The 16,141-nt window shown below is 61.1% G+C and carries 21 protein-coding genes; 18 read left to right on the forward strand and 3 right to left on the reverse strand.

Annotated features, from left to right (window positions below):
- Positions 1 to 4: 4 nt before the first annotated feature.
- On the reverse strand, positions 5 to 232 hold the full coding sequence (gene rpsR, locus Q1A20_RS19640) for a 30S ribosomal protein S18 (RefSeq protein ID WP_005982441.1): 228 nt from the start codon (positions 230 to 232) through the stop codon (positions 5 to 7).
- A gap of 26 nt (positions 233 to 258) precedes the next feature.
- Positions 259 to 618: a 30S ribosomal protein S6 gene (gene rpsF, locus Q1A20_RS19645; protein ID WP_298971409.1), complete on the reverse strand. Its 360-nt coding sequence runs from the start codon at positions 616 to 618 to the stop codon at positions 259 to 261.
- A gap of 270 nt (positions 619 to 888) precedes the next feature.
- Here rpsF and Q1A20_RS19650 point away from each other — a divergent pair, with 270 nt between their 5' ends.
- Together Q1A20_RS19650 and Q1A20_RS19655 are read left to right on the forward strand one after the other, a co-directional pair.
- Positions 889 to 1,377: a hypothetical protein gene (locus tag Q1A20_RS19650; protein ID WP_298971412.1), complete on the forward strand. Its 489-nt coding sequence runs from the start codon at positions 889 to 891 to the stop codon at positions 1,375 to 1,377.
- Between the two features lie 129 nt (positions 1,378 to 1,506).
- On the forward strand, positions 1,507 to 2,079 hold the full coding sequence (locus Q1A20_RS19655) for a YceI family protein (protein ID WP_298971415.1): 573 nt from the start codon (positions 1,507 to 1,509) through the stop codon (positions 2,077 to 2,079).
- A 73-nt stretch (positions 2,080 to 2,152) separates the two neighbouring features.
- Here Q1A20_RS19655 and Q1A20_RS19660 read toward each other — a convergent pair whose 3' ends face one another.
- Positions 2,153 to 3,352, reverse strand: a complete 1,200-nt coding sequence (locus Q1A20_RS19660) for a cytochrome b/b6 domain-containing protein (protein ID WP_299918271.1) — start codon at positions 3,350 to 3,352, stop codon at positions 2,153 to 2,155.
- Positions 3,353 to 3,551: 199 nt separating this feature from the next.
- Between Q1A20_RS19660 and fabD the strand changes: the two genes are divergently transcribed.
- The 16 genes from fabD to Q1A20_RS19740 all read left to right on the forward strand — a co-directional run bounded on the left by fabD (position 3,552) and on the right by Q1A20_RS19740 (position 16,141).
- A complete protein-coding gene (gene fabD / locus Q1A20_RS19665) occupies positions 3,552 to 4,484 on the forward strand; it encodes an ACP S-malonyltransferase (RefSeq protein ID WP_299918273.1) in 933 nt (310 codons plus the stop codon).
- Between the two features lie 10 nt (positions 4,485 to 4,494).
- The gene (fabG, locus tag Q1A20_RS19670; protein WP_299918275.1) at positions 4,495 to 5,232 is read left to right on the forward strand and encodes a 3-oxoacyl-[acyl-carrier-protein] reductase; all 738 of its coding nucleotides are present in this window, start codon (positions 4,495 to 4,497) and stop codon (positions 5,230 to 5,232) included.
- Positions 5,233 to 5,484: 252 nt separating this feature from the next.
- On the forward strand, positions 5,485 to 5,718 hold the full coding sequence (locus tag Q1A20_RS19675; protein ID WP_035247318.1) for an acyl carrier protein: 234 nt from the start codon (positions 5,485 to 5,487) through the stop codon (positions 5,716 to 5,718).
- A gap of 165 nt (positions 5,719 to 5,883) precedes the next feature.
- Positions 5,884 to 6,417 carry a GNAT family N-acetyltransferase gene (locus tag Q1A20_RS19680; RefSeq protein ID WP_299918276.1) on the forward strand — a complete coding sequence of 178 codons (534 nt, stop codon included), beginning with the start codon at positions 5,884 to 5,886 and terminating at the stop codon, positions 6,415 to 6,417.
- Positions 6,418 to 6,507: 90 nt separating this feature from the next.
- Positions 6,508 to 7,767, forward strand: coding sequence for a beta-ketoacyl-ACP synthase II (fabF, locus tag Q1A20_RS19685; protein WP_299408938.1), 1,260 nt, complete (start codon positions 6,508 to 6,510; stop codon positions 7,765 to 7,767).
- Positions 7,767 to 8,933 carry an endolytic transglycosylase MltG gene (gene mltG, locus Q1A20_RS19690; protein ID WP_299408941.1) on the forward strand — a complete coding sequence of 389 codons (1,167 nt, stop codon included), beginning with the start codon at positions 7,767 to 7,769 and terminating at the stop codon, positions 8,931 to 8,933. Before fabF ends, mltG begins: the two co-directional genes overlap by 1 nt.
- Before the next feature lie 281 nt (positions 8,934 to 9,214).
- Complete coding sequence (locus Q1A20_RS19695) at positions 9,215 to 9,559, forward strand: hypothetical protein (RefSeq protein WP_298971439.1); 345 nt, start codon at positions 9,215 to 9,217, stop codon at positions 9,557 to 9,559.
- Positions 9,560 to 9,611: 52 nt separating this feature from the next.
- A complete protein-coding gene (locus Q1A20_RS19700) occupies positions 9,612 to 10,838 on the forward strand; it encodes a terminase family protein (RefSeq protein ID WP_299408945.1) in 1,227 nt (408 codons plus the stop codon).
- Positions 10,839 to 10,955: 117 nt separating this feature from the next.
- Entirely contained in the window at positions 10,956 to 12,134 is a 1,179-nt protein-coding gene (locus tag Q1A20_RS19705; RefSeq protein WP_299408948.1) for a phage portal protein, read from the forward strand.
- Positions 12,127 to 12,348 (forward strand): hypothetical protein, encoded by a 222-nt coding sequence (locus tag Q1A20_RS19710; RefSeq protein WP_298971444.1) that lies wholly within the window; start codon positions 12,127 to 12,129, stop codon positions 12,346 to 12,348. Before Q1A20_RS19705 ends, Q1A20_RS19710 begins: the two co-directional genes overlap by 8 nt.
- A 38-nt stretch (positions 12,349 to 12,386) precedes the next feature.
- On the forward strand, positions 12,387 to 12,944 hold the full coding sequence (locus Q1A20_RS19715) for an HK97 family phage prohead protease (RefSeq protein WP_299408951.1): 558 nt from the start codon (positions 12,387 to 12,389) through the stop codon (positions 12,942 to 12,944).
- 71 nt (positions 12,945 to 13,015) lie between these two features.
- Positions 13,016 to 14,194 (forward strand): phage major capsid protein, encoded by a 1,179-nt coding sequence (locus tag Q1A20_RS19720; RefSeq protein ID WP_299408954.1) that lies wholly within the window; start codon positions 13,016 to 13,018, stop codon positions 14,192 to 14,194.
- Between the two features lie 163 nt (positions 14,195 to 14,357).
- Positions 14,358 to 14,957: a head-tail connector protein gene (locus Q1A20_RS19725; RefSeq protein ID WP_299408956.1), complete on the forward strand. Its 600-nt coding sequence runs from the start codon at positions 14,358 to 14,360 to the stop codon at positions 14,955 to 14,957.
- Positions 14,954 to 15,292, forward strand: a complete 339-nt coding sequence (locus Q1A20_RS19730; protein ID WP_298971452.1) for a head-tail adaptor protein — start codon at positions 14,954 to 14,956, stop codon at positions 15,290 to 15,292. Before Q1A20_RS19725 ends, Q1A20_RS19730 begins: the two co-directional genes overlap by 4 nt.
- Positions 15,289 to 15,699 (forward strand): DUF3168 domain-containing protein, encoded by a 411-nt coding sequence (locus Q1A20_RS19735; RefSeq protein ID WP_298971456.1) that lies wholly within the window; start codon positions 15,289 to 15,291, stop codon positions 15,697 to 15,699. The genes Q1A20_RS19730 and Q1A20_RS19735 overlap by 4 nt, the downstream gene beginning before the upstream one ends.
- 28 nt (positions 15,700 to 15,727) lie before the next feature.
- Positions 15,728 to 16,141 carry a phage major tail protein, TP901-1 family gene (locus tag Q1A20_RS19740; RefSeq protein ID WP_298971458.1) on the forward strand — a complete coding sequence of 138 codons (414 nt, stop codon included), beginning with the start codon at positions 15,728 to 15,730 and terminating at the stop codon, positions 16,139 to 16,141.

The raw sequence follows: 16,141 nt of genomic DNA on the forward strand, positions 1-16,141 counted from the left end.
CTCCTTACTTCACAGCGTAGGGCAGCAGGGCGAGGAAGCGGGCGCGTTTGATGGCACGGGCCAGTTCGCGTTGCTTCTTGGCGGAGACTGCGGTGATACGGGACGGTACGATCTTGCCACGCTCAGAGATGTAGCGCTGCAGCAGACGGGTGTCTTTGTAGTCGATCTTCGGCGCGTTGTCGCCCGAGAAGGGGCAGACCTTGCGACGGCGGAAAAATGGTTTAGCGGCCATGATTTATGTCCTTGTCCTAAAGCGGGTCAGCGGCGTTCGCGGCGTTCGCCACGGTCGCGTTCGTCGCGTTTCTGCATCTGCACGGAAGGCAATTCCGCGTGCTCATCGACCTTGATGGTCAGCACGCGCATCACGTCGTCATGCAGGCGCATCAGGCGCTCCATTTCCTGCACGGCCGGTGCCGGAGCATCCGAGCGCAGGAAGGCATAGTGGCCCTTGCGGTTCTTGTTGATCTTATAGGCCATCGTCTTGACGCCCCAGTACTCGTGATCCACGAGTGCGCCACCGTTGTCAGACAGGACGGCGCCGAAATGTTCGATCAGCCCTTCGGCTTGCGTGTTGGACAGATCCTGACGCGCGATCATAACATGCTCATATTTAGGCATGTAGCTTCCTCATTTATATCAAGGCGCATTTCAAAGGTGAGGCCGTTACTCCTTTTGCGGCCCCGCCACGAGAGACTGCGCGGTTCAAGTGTTTTGCAAAAGGAAGCGCCGATATACACGCTTTGGCGTGCAGCGCAAGGCTGCCGGCCAGCCCGCAAACGACAACTGTGCCGGTAACCTCCACGAAATGGCCCAGACAGAGCCCGAAAGCCGTCTTATTTGCGTCTTGATTGGGCGTTTCTCTCGTCATTAACCAAGAGAGGAAAGCACATGTCCAGCACAGTTGATCCCGTCAGCTTTGAATCGATCGCACCACAACCCGTGCGGACCCTGGATGGCAGTCGCATGATCATGCGGGGCGTTCAGGGGATGGTGGGCGTGGCCCTGATCCTGACGGCCCTTGGCCTTTGGGTGGCGCCGGGTGCCAGCTGGGACCATGAGCTAATGCTTTTCAAACTGCTGGCCTCTGCCGTGGGCGGGATGATGGGCATTGCGTTGCTGCAGGGCTTTGCGCGGCCCGCGCCCCCGAAGGTGGAAGTGGACACCATCCGCCATGAGGTGCGTCTGGTGCGGACCCGTGGCAAGGACCGCTTCGTTCTGGATCGCTGCAGCTTCAAAAACCTCACACGCGTTGAAAACAGCGGGACCTATGTGAAACTCTGGGGCAAGAACGACGCGCTGCTCGCCGAAGTGGCCGCAAGCGACCGCGTCGCCCACCGCAGCCTCGTCACCGCCCTGCGGGTTGCCGGTAAACTCTGATCCACCACTTTGCATCGGCGAAATTGCGCGCTGTTCATCAGCGCGCATCACTTGTTTGCGCCTGCGGAATTGCTAAGCGGCAGAACAACCCCACATTACCTGCATGTTTTACAACTGGAGGTCACCTCAATGAAATCACTTCTTCTTGCCGCTGCTTTGACTGCAACCGCGGGCATGGCGTCTGCCGCTGCGGAAAAATACGTGCTGGATGCCAGCCACAGCCAGGTCTTGTTCAGCTATAACCACCTGGGTTTTTCCACCACCTACGGCATGTTCTCCGGCTTTGAGGGCGAGATCATGTTCGATCAGACAGATCCTGCGGCCTCATCGGTGAGCGTATCGATGCCGGTGATGAGCATGTTCACCGGGTGGGAGAAGCGCGACGGGCATTTCATGTCTGGCGATTTCTTTGGCGCGGAAGAGGGCGACATGATTACCTTCTCCTCCACCGCAATCGAAGTCACGGGTGAGGGCACGGCGCTGATTACCGGTGACTTGACCATGAATGACATCACCAAACCCGTTGTTCTGGATGCCAAGCTGAATCAGACCGGCGATCACCCGCAAGCGGGCAAGCCCTGGGCAGGATTTGACGCAACAACAACCGTGTTGCGGTCAGATTTCGAGCTGGGTGCCTTTGCCCCATTCGTCAGCGATGAGGTTGAGATTGTGATCTCTGTCGAGGCGATGAAGGCAGAATAACGCCCCCCTCTTTCGACATGGAAAAGCCGCGCCATCCCAGCGCGGCTTTTTTCTTGTGGTTACAACCAGGGCGTCACTGCGATTGCTGGGCGGTCAGTGACACGTCCACCGCAACGGTAAACCCAAGCGTCGCTTCGTCCTTTTGATTGTCACCAATGGCGTAATTGCGTCGGTCCAATTGTGTGCTGCCGATCATGGTTGCAACACCTTCGGCCACCTCCAGCGTGAAAGGCAGGGTCACGGGCATGCTCTTGTCCTTGATCGTAAGCGTGCCTTCCGCCTGATAGCCCGCCTCAGTGTTGATGATGTCGGCGGTGAACTGCGCGGTGGGGAAGTTTTCCGCGTTGAAAAAATCCGCGCCAAGCGCCTGGCTGGTGACGGAGCCGAGGGTCAGGGAGCCGATGGAGATGGTCACATCCACCGTGCCCGCCGTACCCGTCGTGACAGTCTCATCAAAGCTGATGGCGGCGGTCCAATCGGCAAAACTGCCGCGGACGTCTGAGCCAAGTTGCTGCACGGTGATGGAAAGCTCCCCGTCCTGCACCGTCCAATCCGATTGCACGTCTTCCAGTGCTGCGACGGGGGCCACGGCGTCATGTTTGGCATAGATGTCCAGCGTACTGCCGACAAAAAGCGCCCCGGCCCAGATCACAAGCGCGGAGATCAAAGGGGCCGCCACGCGGTGCCCGCCGCCCGTATCCGCAACCGCAGGCGTGCCGGGCAGCATTCTGCGCAGGGTCGCGTCCTTGTCGATGATGTGGTGTTTCAGGGCACCCGCGAAATGCAGAAAGATGGAGGCCACCAGCACCCGTTCAAACACGATATGCAACCCGGCAGCCGTGGCCGCAAGGCTTTCCGATTTGGGCACAAACGGTAGGTTTTGCCCCAGCGGCCACCAGATCGGCGCAAACCCGTCCGTGGCCGCGTGATGTACCCAGCCCGACAGGGGCACCAGCAGCAAGGAGCCGTAAAGCAGCCAGTGCACGGTTTCGGCGGCGAGGCTTTCGATTTTGCGGTCCGCATGTAACAGCCCCGGTTTTGGCTGGCTGAGCGCCCAGAGGATGCGCGCCAGGGCCACAAAGAAAACCGTAACGCCAAGTGTCTTGTGTAAGGAGAAAAGCCGTGCCTTCTGCGCAAGCTGCTCGGAGGTGTCGAAGGGCAGGCCGTTGGCATAGATGCCCAGCGGGATCAGCGTCAGGATCAAAAGCGCAGTCAACCAGTGAAACGTCTTGGTGACCGCACCGTAGTGCGTGGCGGTATTGGTTAGGGACATCGGGTGTTTCCGGTATTTATGCGTCGGTTCAAGAGTAGGTGCTTCAAACGTTACGGCAATGACCGCTGATGCACAGTCTTTGCGCGCAGGCGCAAACCGGCCTGCTTGTTTGCGCTTTCGCGATTTGGATTTTGGGCCGTTGCCTCGCCTGCGCGGTCAGGCTAAGCCGGGGAGAACAAACGAGAGGGGAGGCGATTTCATGAGCATCGCATTTGTTTTTCCGGGTCAGGGGGCGCAGACCATCGGCATGGGCAAGGCGCTGGCCGAGGCCTATCCGGCGGCGCGGGCGGTTTTTGACGAGGTGGATGACGCCTTGGGCGAAAAGCTCAGCGATCTGATCTGGGAGGGTGATATTGAAACGCTGACCCTGACGGAAAACGCGCAGCCTGCCTTGATGGCGACATCGATGGCGGCGGTGCGCAGTCTGGAGGCGGAAGGCATCGGACTGGACCGCGTGGATTTCGTCGCGGGTCATTCGCTGGGCGAATATTCTGCCCTGGCGGCAGCAGGTGCATTTTCCGTGGCGGATGCGGCGCGGCTCCTGCGGATCCGGGGGCGCGCCATGCAGCAGGCGGTGCCGGTGGGAGAAGGGGCGATGGCCGCCATTCTCGGACTGGATGCGACGGCGGCGGCGGATGTCGCGACACGCGCGGCGGAAGGCGAGGTCTGTCAGATCGCCAATGAAAACGATCCGGCGCAGAATGTCGTCTCCGGCCATAAGGCGGCGGTCGAACGCGCGACCGTGCTGGCCAAGGAAGCCGGTGCCAAACGGGCGCTGATGCTGCCGGTGTCCGCGCCCTTTCACTGCGCCTTGATGCAACCTGCTGCCGTCGAGATGGCCGAGGCGCTGGAGCAGGTGACGTTGAACGCGCCGAAAGTACCGCTGGTGGCCAATGTCGTGGCCGCTGCTGTCAGGGACCCTGCGGAAATCCGGTCGCTGCTGGTGGATCAGGTCACGGGCCGGGTGCGGTGGAAGACATCGGTGGAATGGATGGCGGCTGAGGGCGTCACCGAATTTTGGGAAATTGGCGCAGGCAAGGCGCTGAGCGGCATGATCCGCCGCATCGCCAGAGAGGCTGGCACACGCAACATCGGCACGCCGGAGGACATCCAGGCGGCCTTGGCAGGATAAAGGGGCAATCATGTTTGATTTGACGCAGAAAAACGCGCTGGTCACCGGCGCATCAGGTGGGATCGGGGCAGAGATTGCCCGGCAATTGCACGCAAGCGGTGCAACGGTGGGCCTGTCGGGCACGCGGGTTGATCCGCTGCAGGCTCTGGCCGCCGAACTGGGGGAGCGGGCGCATGTGCTGCCCTGCAATCTCAGCGATATGGCCGCCGTGGACGTGTTGCCGAAGCAGGCGGCAGAGGCCATGGGGTCCGTGGATATTCTGGTCAACAACGCCGGGATCACGCGGGACAATCTGTTTATGCGGATGTCGGATGACGAATGGCAATCGGTGCTCGACGTGAACCTCACCGCGACGTTCAAGCTCTGCAAGGGCGTGATGCGCGGCATGATGAAGGCGCGCTGGGGCCGGATTGTGAATATCTCTTCGGTGGTTGGGGCAACCGGCAATCCCGGTCAGGCTAATTATGCCGCCTCCAAGGCCGGTATGGTCGGCATGTCCAAAAGCCTGGCCTATGAGGTCGCAAGCCGCGGGATCACGGTAAATGCGGTCGCACCGGGCTTTATCGAGACGGCGATGACCGACAAGCTGACCGATGACCAAAAGTCTGGAATCATGGGGCAAATTCCCGCCGGGCGGATGGGGACACCATCAGAAATCAGCAGCGCCGTGCTCTATCTCGCAAGCCCCGAGGCGGGCTATGTTACCGGTACCACCTTGCATGTGAACGGCGGTATGGCCATGTTGTAGGTCAGATTTGCGCCTCCCGCAAAGAGTGTGCACAATGCGTTTGCCATTCAGGCCGCTTGTGCTAAAGGGGGCGCAGTTTTTGACCCTGCATGCGACCTGTTGCATGTGGACCCGTCTGAGACAGCGCGATGGTTTTTGCGCCTGACCGGACAGAGCCGCCCCTTTTGGGGCAAACGTTTTCCGACCTCGACAGAGCCGAGGCGGGGGGCAACCGAAAGGGGCCAGTTTGGCCCGAACGAATGAGGGACTATTATGAGCGACATCGCAGATCGCGTTAAGAAAATCGTTGTGGAGCACCTGGGTGTGGAAGAGGACAAAGTGGCTGAGAATGCTTCGTTCATCGACGACCTTGGCGCAGACAGCCTTGACACCGTTGAGCTGGTGATGGCCTTCGAAGAAGAATTCGGCATCGAAATCCCCGATGATGCAGCCGAAACCATTCAGACGTTTGGCGACGCGGTAAAGTTCATTACCGAAGCCTCCTGACAGCCGCCGGGTTTGGCCCGGTTCTGCTAAATCAAAGGCGTCTTTCCGCGAGGAAAGGCGCTTTTTGCTGTCCGGACTTCGCTCAGGGGTTGAATTGCGTGCCGGAGTTGCGCAATTCTTTGGCCAGAGGGCGCAAAGCCCCATCTTCAGAGCAGAGGCAGCGAAATGTCGCGCACCATACCGACGATCAACACGTCACGATTGACCCTGCGCGGCATGCGGGCAGAGGATTTCAACCGGTTTGCCGAGATCTGGGCGATGCCGGAAGTTGTCGAGCACATCAATGGCGCGCCCTGGCCGCGCAGCAAGGCCTGGGCGGCCTTCCTGCGGCATGCGGGGCACTGGCAGATCACCGGGTTCGGCCAATGGGCGATTCACCGCCACCGGGAGCCTGACATGTCGGGGCAGGTCGGGTTTTTCTATGCCAAGCGGGACCTGGGCGAGGATTTTGATGCCTATCCCGAGGCCGGCTGGGTGCTGGCGCCCGAGGCGCACGGGCAGGGTTTCGGCATCGAGGCAGTGCGCACAGCCCATGACTGGTTTGACCGCGTGGTAACGGGGCAGCTGGTCTGCATGATCGCGCCGGAACACGAAGCATCGTTGCGCATTGCGGAAGCCGTCGGCTATGAGCTTCTGCGCGATACGGAATATGAAGGAAGTGCCGCACGTCTAATGGTGCGCAAAGGCCCTCCGCAATAGCAACGGCATGACCATGACAAGACGGTGTGCTCTTGCACAAAAACCGCGCAACGCTGTATGGGGGGGAACGGAATTGGAAGGGGCATTGCGATGCGCAGAGTAGTTGTCACAGGTCTGGGCCTGGTTACACCGCTGGCAGATGGGGTTGAGGCGAGCTGGTCTCGGATTCTCGACGGTCAGTCGGGAGCGGGTCCGATCACGGGGTTCGACCCCAGCAAGCTGGTCACGCAATACGCCTGCGAAGTGCCGCTGGGCGATGGGTCGGACGGCACGTTCAACGCAGACACCTACATGGCGCCGAAAGATCAGCGCAAGGTGGATACCTTTATCCTCTTTGGTCTGGCCGCCGCGCAACAGGCCGTGGAAGACGCGGGCTGGCAGCCGGAAGATAGGACAAGCCTTGAGCGCACCGGCGTTCTGATCGGGTCCGGCATCGGCGGGCTGAACTCCATTGCGAACACCGCAATCATGATGAATGAAAAAGGCCCGCGCCGGGTCTCGCCGTTCTTTGTGCCGGGGGCGCTGATCAACCTGATCTCGGGTCAGGTCTCGATCAAATACGGCTTCAAGGGGCCGAACCATTCGGTGGTGACGGCCTGCTCGACCGGTGCGCATGCGATTGGCGATGCCAGCCGGTTGATTGCCTTTGGCGACGCGGATGTGATGATCGCGGGCGGGGCGGAAGCGGCGATCTGCGAGATCGGTATTGCCGGGTTCAATGCCTGCAAGGCGTTGAGCACCAAACGCGGCGATGACCCGCAAAAAGCCAGCCGTCCCTATGATGAGGACCGCGATGGCTTTGTCATGGGCGAAGGCGCCGGGATTGTGGTGCTCGAGGAATATGAACACGCCAAGGCACGTGGTGCAAAGATCTATGCCGAAGTATTGGGCTACGGTCTGTCGGGCGATGCCTATCACATCACGGCCCCCTCAGAGGACGGCGAGGGCGGTGAGCGCGCGATGCGCAATGCGCTGCGCAACGCGGGTCTAGAGCCCAGCGACGTGGATTACATCAACGCGCATGGTACATCGACGATGGCGGATACGATTGAACTGGGTGCGGTGGAGCGCCTGATGGGCGATCATGCCAGCAAGGTCACCATGTCATCGACCAAATCGGCGACAGGGCATCTGCTGGGTGCTGCCGGGGCGATCGAGGCCATCTTCTCGATCCTTGCGATCCGCGATCAGGTGGCGCCGCCGACGATCAACCTCGACAATCCGGCTGTGGAAACGGCCATTGATCTGGCGCCGAATGCCAAGCGCGAACGTGAAGTGAACGTGGCGCTGTCGAACTCCTTTGGCTTTGGCGGCACAAATGCCAGTGTGATTTTTGGGAAAACCAGCTGATGTGGCGACATATCGCGTCTAACGCGGTGACAATGCTGATTGTTTTGCTCTTCCTGATGGGCGGGGTGATCCTGTGGGGTAAGGGGCAGTATGATGCGACCGGCCCCTTGGAGCAGGCGATTTGTCTGCAGGTGCCCAGCGGCACCAACATGCGCCGCGTGAGCGTAGATCTGGAAGAGCAGGGCGCGGTGAGCTCCTCCACCATTTTCCGGATGGGTGCGGATTATTCCGAAAAAACCAGCCAGTTGAAAGCGGGCAGCTATCTGGTTGATCCCGGGGCGTCCATGGCGCAGATCGTTGATATTGTGACCCGTGGTGGTGCAAGCACCTGCGGCACCGAAGTGGTCTACCGGATCGGGGTCAGCCGCCTGGGCGTTCAGGTGCGTGAGCTGGACCCGGAGACAAACCGCTTTGCAGAGCGCGCGAGTTTCAATCCCGCAGAAGAAGACACGCCGGAGATCTACGCGGAGAAGAAGGCACAAGCGGATACGCGGTTCCGGATCGCCTTGGCGGAAGGCGTAACCAGCTGGCAGGTGGTCGAGAGCCTGAAATCGATGGACGTGCTGGAAGGGTCGGTTGCGGAACTGCCACCCGAAGGATCGTTGGCGCCCGACAGTTATGAGGTGCGCCCGGGGGATGACCGCGCGGCGATTGTCGAGCGGATGCAGAGCGCACAGGAATTGCGGGTGGCCGAGGCCTGGCAGAACCGCGATGAGGGTCTGCCGGTGCAGACGCCGGAAGAACTGCTGGTGCTGGCGTCGATCATCGAAAAGGAAACCGGTGTGGCCGAAGAACGTGGCCAGGTGGCCAGTGTGTTCGTGAACCGGCTTAATCGCGGCATGCGGCTGCAAACCGACCCGACGGTCATTTATGGCGTGACCAAAGGGCAGGGTGTGCTGGGGCGCGGGTTGCGGCAGAGCGAGCTGCGCGCGGCAACGCCGTGGAACACCTATGTGATCGAAGGCCTGCCACCGACACCGATTGCCAATCCGGGCACGGCAAGCCTTGAGGCTGCTGCACAACCGCTGGAAACCAACTATGTGTTCTTTGTTGCGGATGGCACGGGCGGCCATGCCTTCGCGGAAACGCTGGATGAGCACAATCGGAACGTCGCGAAATGGCGGCAGATTGAGGCGGATCGCGCCAATCAACCAACGGACAACTAGGCCGGAACAATCGTTGGTCTAGCACATGATAGACGGGCGTTTTACCTTTCCTGCAGTATTTTCAGATACCGTTTAACGTGTGCTTGAATTAGGAATTTGTTAATGGCACCGTACGGTTAGCATTTTCGCTTGGTCGGAATTGTCTTGACTTTGCGAACGGTTACACGTATAACTTGTGACATGCTAGAAGAAGTGGGCAGGCGACCCCGGGAGTGATCCCGTTGGGTCGTTTTTTCGTTTCTCTCGTGCGGAGACTACGCGCATGAGAGGTAGAGACCTGAATGACCTTAATCACCCCAGAGCTCGTAGAGTCGCAAACCGAAGACCTTTTGAATTCGGTCATCGGATCCATCAAAGATTTGCGGAAAGAACTAGAAGACCTCAAAGAACGGGTCCGCGAAACTGATGGTGCAGTGACAGCGCAGGGCACCAAGACCGTGACACAAGCCGTGTCGCTCTTGGAGACTTGCCAGAAAGTGGAGAACCGCCTTGTCGAATGCCGCAGCAAACACGCAGGTATCGTCCGCGGGGGCTATGCCCTCGATCTCGAAAGAGCACGGGCTTCGATCGGGTGCAAGCTGGCTCGGCTCCGCTGCACACGACCTACAGGAACAATTTCTGAATGACCTTAACGAGGGAGAGCTTCTGGCTCTCCCTTATTTGTTTGAGTTTTGGGCAATGGAGCATCAGTTGCCGCCGGAGGGAGACTGGCGGTCCTGGGTGATCATGGGCGGGCGCGGGGCGGGGAAGACCCGCGCAGGTGCAGAATGGGTGCGCGCACAGGTCGAAGGATCGAGACCGACAGACGAAGGGCGCGCACGGCGCGTGGCCCTGGTGGGAGAAACCTTCGATCAGGTGCGTGAAGTGATGATTTTTGGCGACAGCGGCATTCTGGCCTGCTCGCCACCCGACCGCAGGCCGGTCTGGGAAGCTGGGCGAAAGCGGCTCGTGTGGCCCAATGGCGCGATTGCATCCGTGCATTCGGCCTTTGACCCCGAGGGCTTGAGAGGGCCGCAGTTCGACGCCGCCTGGGTGGATGAGCTAGCCAAGTGGAAAAAGGCCGAAGACACCTGGGACATGTTGCAGTTTGCCCTGCGGCTTGGAGACAAACCGCAGGTCTGTGTGACCACAACGCCGCGCAATGTGGGCGTGTTGAAAGCCCTGCTCAAGTCACCCTCGACAGTGATCACGCAGGCGCCGACCGAAGCCAATGCGGCCAATCTGGCCGCCTCGTTTCTGGAAGAGGTACGGGAGAGATACAAGGGCACACGGCTGGGCCGACAGGAGTTGGATGGCGTGTTGCTGGAAGACGCAGAGGGCGCGCTTTGGACCTCCGCAGGAATGGAAGCCTGCCGGGTGCGCGAGACACCGGAGCTTGACCGGATCGTTGTGGCGATTGACCCCGCGAGCACAGGCGGCTCTGCCGCTGACGAATGCGGCATTGTCGTTGCTGGTGTCAAAATGGGCGGCGCCCCACAGGATTGGCGCGCGGTGGTGCTGGCCGATTGTACGGTTGCAGGCGCATCGCCTGCGGGCTGGGCGCAGGCGGCGATCTCAGCGATGGAGCAGTACGGCGCGGACCGTCTGGTGGCTGAAGTGAACCAGGGCGGGCAGATGGTCGCAGAGGTGTTGCGCCAGGTGGACCCGCTGGTGCCCTACAAGGGGGTGCATGCCAGCCGGGGCAAGGTCGCACGGGCCGAACCCGTCGCGGCGCTCTATGAGCAGGGACGTGTGCGCCATATGCCGGGGCTGGATGGTCTGGAGGACCAGATGTGCCGCATGACATTGCAGGGGTATGAGGGCAAGGGATCGCCGGACCGGGTCGATGCCCTTGTCTGGGCCCTGCACGAATTGATGATTGAGCCTGCCGCGACGTGGCGGGCACCCCGGGTACGCTCGCTTTAAGCGACTCGGGCTGAGGGACTTACCGACAAACGAGGCGATGGGATCGGACCCGCGCGGCAGTGTATCTGGCGCGGGCTGCTTTGACGCGCTCAGAAGATTAATCGAGGAGCAAACGACATGGTTTTTGACTTTCTAAAGCGCGGTGTGCCGATGGAGGCGCCAGAGCAGAAGGCGAGCGCCACCGGGCCTGTCGTGGCCTACCAATCTTCGGGGCGCGTGGCGTGGAGCCCGCGGGATGCGGTGTCGCTGACGCGCACGGGTTTTTCCGGCAATCCGGTGGGGTTCCGGTCGGTCAAACTGATTGCCGAGGCCGCAGCCGCCTTGCCGCTGGTGTTGCAGGACAGTGAACAGCGTTTTGAGGTCCATTCGCTGATCAATCTGGTGTCGCGGCCCAACCCGATGCAGGGTCGGGCGGAATTGCTTGAAGCGCTCTATGCACAGCTGCTGCTCACCGGCAACGGATATGTCGAAGCCGTGTCCGGCGAAGCGGCGCTGCCCGTGGAGTTGCATGTGCTGCGGTCGGACCGGATGAGCGTGGTGCCCGGCAGCGATGGCTGGCCCATCGCCTATGAATACGCCGTCGGCGGGCGCAAGCATCGCTTTGACGCCACGGGGCCGGTCGCGCCGGTCTGCCATATCAAGAGCTTCCATCCGCAGGATGATCACTACGGTTTCAGCCCGATGCAGGCGGCGGCCATGGCGGTGGACGTGCATAATTCAGCAAGCCGCTGGTCGAAAGCGCTGCTGGACAATGCCGCGCGCCCGTCGGGTGCCATTGTCTATCGCGGCGCTGAAGGGCAGGGCTCCATGAACACGGATCAGTACGAGCGTCTGGTCAGTGAGATGGAGAGCCACCATCAGGGGGCGCGCAATGCCGGGCGTCCGATGCTGCTCGAAGGCGGGCTGGACTGGAAGCCCATGGGCTTTTCACCCTCCGACATGGAATTTCAGAAAACCAAGGAAGCCGCGGCGCGAGAGATCGCGCTGGCCTTTGGCGTGCCGCCGATGCTGTTGGGCATTCAGGGCGACGCGACCTATGCCAATTATCAGGAAGCGCATCGGGCATTCTATCGCTTGACCGTATTGCCGCTGGCTACGCGGGTCACCGCAGCGTTGTCCAATTGGATCGCGGCCTATACGGGCGAACAACTGGCGCTGAAACCGGACCTGGATCAGGTGCCCGCCTTGGCCGCCGAGCGGGACGCCCAGTGGAGCCGCGTTGCAGGGGCGGACTTTCTGACCCAGGCCGAAAAGCGCGCGCTTTTGGGGTTGCCCGCGGTGAGCCCCGATGAGTGATGCCGGCCTGGAGCGGTTTGAATGTGCCCCGGGCCTGCGCCTGCAGGCGCATGAACGCGTTGCCCAGATCCAGCACGACAATCTGATCCGACGGCTTGACCGGGTCGAGGAGATGATGGAGCGGCTGGAGAAACGCCTGTGGCTTACCGTCTACGGGATCGTCGCGATGATCCTGGGCCAGGCGCTGCAATCGGTGCTGGTGGCGGTGCCATGAGCACGCAGAGAGACATAACAACAATGAGGAGTGAAGCCATGGATATCGAGACCGGGCTGGAGCGCAAATTCGCCCGTTTCGGCGAGGCGCTGGAAGTCGAAGACGGCTGCGTGATCAGCGGCTATGCCAGCCTTTTCGGCGCGATTGATCAGGGCAATGATGTGGTTGAACCGGGCGCCTATGCCGCGTCACTGGCCGCGCTGAGCGCCAAGGGCACGAAGGTCAAGATGCTGTGGCAGCATGACCCGACCCAGCCCATCGGGATCTGGGACGAGGTGCGCGAGGACACACGGGGTCTCTGGGTCAAGGGGCGGTTGCTGGAGAGCGTCACCAAGGGTCGGGAAGCCGCCGCGTTGATCGAAGCGGGCGCGATTGACGGGTTGTCGATCGGGTACCGGACCAAGAAAGCCACCAAGAACACCAAGGGCCAAAGGCTCTTGCAGGAACTGGAGCTTTGGGAGGTGTCGCTGGTGACCTTCCCGATGCTTCCCAGTGCGCGGGTTGCGGGCAAATCGGAGGATACCGATCTTGACCGCCATTTGCGTGACATGGCCGCCGTCTTTGCAGGCGCGCGCGCTGATCTGGCGCGCCGCTAACGCGCACCTGTCGTCCCGGTCGCATGGGAGGTTCCATGCGGCCCTAACATCACATCATCGAGGAACTGCCAATGAGCAAGACCGAAGCAAAGGCGGCGGGCGGGGAAGGTTTGTCCCCCGCTGAGGACGTCAGACAGGCCGTGACCGGCTTTGTCACTGATTTCAAGAGTTTCCAAACCGACATCGAGACCAAACTTCAACAAACAGAAGAGCGACTGACCATGCTGGACCGTAAAACACACACCCCCCAACGCAGCCCCCTTGGCGGTGCCACAGATGCTGGCGCACCACACCAGAAGGCGTTCAACGCTTACCTGCGTTCGGGCGATGACGATGGGCTGCGCGGCCTTGAGATGGACGTGAAGTCTCTCTCCACTGCGGTGAATTCCGATGGCGGGTACCTGGTGGATCCACAGACGTCGGACACCGTGAAATCGGTTCTGAATGCGACCGCCTCGATCCGTTCCATCGCCGCCGTGGTGAACGTGGAAGCGACCTCCTATGACGTGCTGGTCGATCACACGGATGTGGGCGCCGGTTGGGCAACGGAAACAGGTTCCACAGTTGAAACTGACACGCCGCAGCTTGACCGCATCACCATTGGTTTGCACGAATTGAGCGCATTGCCAAAAGCGTCCCAGCGTCTGCTGGACGACAGCGCATTCGACATCGAGACGTGGTTGGCCAGCCGCATTGCCGACAAGTTCGCCCGTGCAGAGGCCGCAGCCTTTGTGAATGGTGACGGCACCGACAAGCCCATGGGTTTCCTGAGCCACGCGTCGGTCGACAATGACGTCTGGGCCTGGGGCAACCTTGGTTATGTCCCAACGGGTATCGCAGGCGATGTATCGGCAGAAGCGATCATCGATCTGGTCTACGCGCTGGGGGCGGAATACCGCGCCAACGCGACCTTCGTGATGAACTCCAAGACAGCCGGTCTTGTGCGCAAGCTGAAAGACAACGATGGCCGCTTCCTGTGGTCCGACGGTCTGGCGGCAGCCGAGCCTGCGCGCCTGATGGGTTATCCGGTGCTGATCGCCGAAGACATGCCGGATGCGGCCACCGACGCCAATGCCATCGCATTTGGCGACTTCGCAACCGGCTACACCATCGCCGAGCGTCCCGACCTGCGGGTTCTGCGCGACCCTTTCAGCGCCAAGCCGCATGTTCTGTTCTATGCGACCAAGCGTGTGGGTGGTGATGTCAGCGATTTTGCCGCGATCAAACTGCTGAAATTCGGCACTTCCTAAACCGGGGTGTTGAAACCGGGGCCGGGGGTTTTCACCCCGGGCTTCGGGCCGGGTGCGTGCGTGAACGTTTGTGTTGTCTAGCTGCTCCCCTCCGACCGAGCAATACAGATGGGCGCGCGCCCGGTTCCTCTTAAGGTGGGGAGCAATTTTTTGGAGACATTCCATGATGTTGATCGAAGAGACGACGGTGCCGGATGCTGCACTTCCAGTCGATGAATTCAAAGCGCATCTGCGGCTGGGCACCAGCTTCGGTCAGGATAGCGCGCAGGATGAGGTGCTGGCCGGGTTCTTGCGAGCGTCAATGGCCGCTGTTGAGGCCCGCACCGGAAAAGTATTGATGACGCGACCGTTCAGCTGGTCTTTGACCTTCTGGCGCGATCGCGATGCACAGGTTCTGCCGGTTGCCCCGATTTCCGCGCTGTCGCGATTGTCGACCGTGGCGCGTGACGGCACCCAGGTTGAGATTGATGCAGGACAGTATTGGCTGGAACGCGACAGTCAGCGCCCGCGCCTGCGGTCTGTTGGCGCCTGCCTGCCGGTGATCCCGCAGGGTGGGTCCGCTGTGGTGGAATTCGAGGCTGGCTACGGTCCGACCTGGGATGTTTTGCCTGCTGATCTGCGTCAGGCCGTGCTGCTGCTGGCCGCACATTACTACGAATACCGGCATGAGACCTCGCTGAGCGATGGATGCATGCCCTTTGGTGTCAGCAGCCTGATCGAGCGCTACAAGGTGCTGCGCCTGGGCGCGGGGTCGGTGCGATGAAAACGCCCCGCCTGAACCGGCAGTTGGTGCTGGAAGACCCGCAGAAGGTCCCCGATGGGGCCGGCGGCTATGTCGAGGTTTGGCAGGCGTTGGGCACGCTCTGGGCGCAGGTCACAGCGCGCACCGGGCGCGAAACCGCGCTCTCGGGCGCGCCGATTTCATCGATGAGCTACCGGATCATGGTGCGTGGTGCCCCGCATGGCGCGCCTGACCGCCCAAAACCGGAACAGCGGTTTCGCGATGGTGCTCGGTTTTTCGTCATTCAAGCTGTGGCGGATGAAGATGCGGATGGCCGCTACATCACCTGCTTTGCCACCGAGGAGACAGCGGTATGAGCTACGCCATGTCGGGCGCGCTACAGGCCGCCATTTTCGATGCCCTCACCAATGATGCTGCTCTGACCGCGCTGGTTGGGGACAATGTCTACGACGCAGTGCCGAGCGGGAATCTGCCGGAGACCTACGTCAGCCTCGGGCGGGAACAAGCGCGTGATGCGTCCGACCAGACGGGCGATGGGGCGCTGCATACCATCGATATTTCGGTGATCACCACGCAACCCGGTTTTGCCGGGGCAAAGGCGGTTGCAGGGGCGATTTCAGACGCGTTGCAGGATGCCGATTTGCCGTTAAGCCGCGGGCGACTCGTCTATCTGCGGTTCCAGCGCGCCGAAGCACGGCGCATCGACAAAAACGCTGGTCGCGAGATCCGGATGCGGTTTCGCGCGCGGGTCGAAGACGAATAACTTTTTGATTTCAAACAGGAGATAACCCATGGGTGCTCAGAACGGAAAAGACCTTTTGATCAAGGTCGACATGACGGACAGTGGTTCGTTCACCACGCTTGCGGGTCTGCGCGCCACGCGGGTGAGCTTCAACGCCGAAACCATTGATGTGACCAGCCTGGAGAGTCAGGGCGGGTGGCGCGAGCTGCTGTCGGGCGCCGGTGTGCGGTCGGTGTCGATCAGCGGCTCGGGCGTGTTCCGCGACGCGGATACGGACGAGCGCGCGCGGCAGCTGTTTTTTGACGGTGAAGCGCCGAATTTCCAGGTTGTGATCCCGGATTTTGGCATTGTCGAGGGACCGTTTCAGGTGACGTCGATCGAATACGGCGGCAGCCACAATGGCGAGGCGACTTACGAGTTGGCGCTGGCCAGCGCCGGGTCGCTGACCTTCACGGCGATCTGA

Origin of the sequence: uncultured Roseobacter sp. (genome assembly GCF_947501835.1) — a bacterium.
Taxonomy (GTDB): domain Bacteria; phylum Pseudomonadota; class Alphaproteobacteria; order Rhodobacterales; family Rhodobacteraceae; genus Roseobacter.

Coding starts and splice junctions, on each gene's coding strand:
- rpsR (WP_005982441.1), bottom strand. CDS start 232: ATGGCCGCTAAACCATTTTTCCGCCGTCGCAAGGTCTGCCCCTTCTCG.
- rpsF (WP_298971409.1), bottom strand. CDS start 618: ATGCCTAAATATGAGCATGTTATGATCGCGCGTCAGGATCTGTCCAAC.
- Q1A20_RS19650 (WP_298971412.1), top strand. CDS start 889: ATGTCCAGCACAGTTGATCCCGTCAGCTTTGAATCGATCGCACCACAA.
- Q1A20_RS19655 (WP_298971415.1), top strand. CDS start 1,507: ATGAAATCACTTCTTCTTGCCGCTGCTTTGACTGCAACCGCGGGCATG.
- Q1A20_RS19660 (WP_299918271.1), bottom strand. CDS start 3,352: ATGTCCCTAACCAATACCGCCACGCACTACGGTGCGGTCACCAAGACG.
- fabD (WP_299918273.1), top strand. CDS start 3,552: ATGAGCATCGCATTTGTTTTTCCGGGTCAGGGGGCGCAGACCATCGGC.
- fabG (WP_299918275.1), top strand. CDS start 4,495: ATGTTTGATTTGACGCAGAAAAACGCGCTGGTCACCGGCGCATCAGGT.
- Q1A20_RS19675 (WP_035247318.1), top strand. CDS start 5,485: ATGAGCGACATCGCAGATCGCGTTAAGAAAATCGTTGTGGAGCACCTG.
- Q1A20_RS19680 (WP_299918276.1), top strand. CDS start 5,884: ATGTCGCGCACCATACCGACGATCAACACGTCACGATTGACCCTGCGC.
- fabF (WP_299408938.1), top strand. CDS start 6,508: ATGCGCAGAGTAGTTGTCACAGGTCTGGGCCTGGTTACACCGCTGGCA.
- mltG (WP_299408941.1), top strand. CDS start 7,767: ATGTGGCGACATATCGCGTCTAACGCGGTGACAATGCTGATTGTTTTG.
- Q1A20_RS19695 (WP_298971439.1), top strand. CDS start 9,215: ATGACCTTAATCACCCCAGAGCTCGTAGAGTCGCAAACCGAAGACCTT.
- Q1A20_RS19700 (WP_299408945.1), top strand. CDS start 9,612: ATGGAGCATCAGTTGCCGCCGGAGGGAGACTGGCGGTCCTGGGTGATC.
- Q1A20_RS19705 (WP_299408948.1), top strand. CDS start 10,956: ATGGTTTTTGACTTTCTAAAGCGCGGTGTGCCGATGGAGGCGCCAGAG.
- Q1A20_RS19710 (WP_298971444.1), top strand. CDS start 12,127: ATGAGTGATGCCGGCCTGGAGCGGTTTGAATGTGCCCCGGGCCTGCGC.
- Q1A20_RS19715 (WP_299408951.1), top strand. CDS start 12,387: ATGGATATCGAGACCGGGCTGGAGCGCAAATTCGCCCGTTTCGGCGAG.
- Q1A20_RS19720 (WP_299408954.1), top strand. CDS start 13,016: ATGAGCAAGACCGAAGCAAAGGCGGCGGGCGGGGAAGGTTTGTCCCCC.
- Q1A20_RS19725 (WP_299408956.1), top strand. CDS start 14,358: ATGATGTTGATCGAAGAGACGACGGTGCCGGATGCTGCACTTCCAGTC.
- Q1A20_RS19730 (WP_298971452.1), top strand. CDS start 14,954: ATGAAAACGCCCCGCCTGAACCGGCAGTTGGTGCTGGAAGACCCGCAG.
- Q1A20_RS19735 (WP_298971456.1), top strand. CDS start 15,289: ATGAGCTACGCCATGTCGGGCGCGCTACAGGCCGCCATTTTCGATGCC.
- Q1A20_RS19740 (WP_298971458.1), top strand. CDS start 15,728: ATGGGTGCTCAGAACGGAAAAGACCTTTTGATCAAGGTCGACATGACG.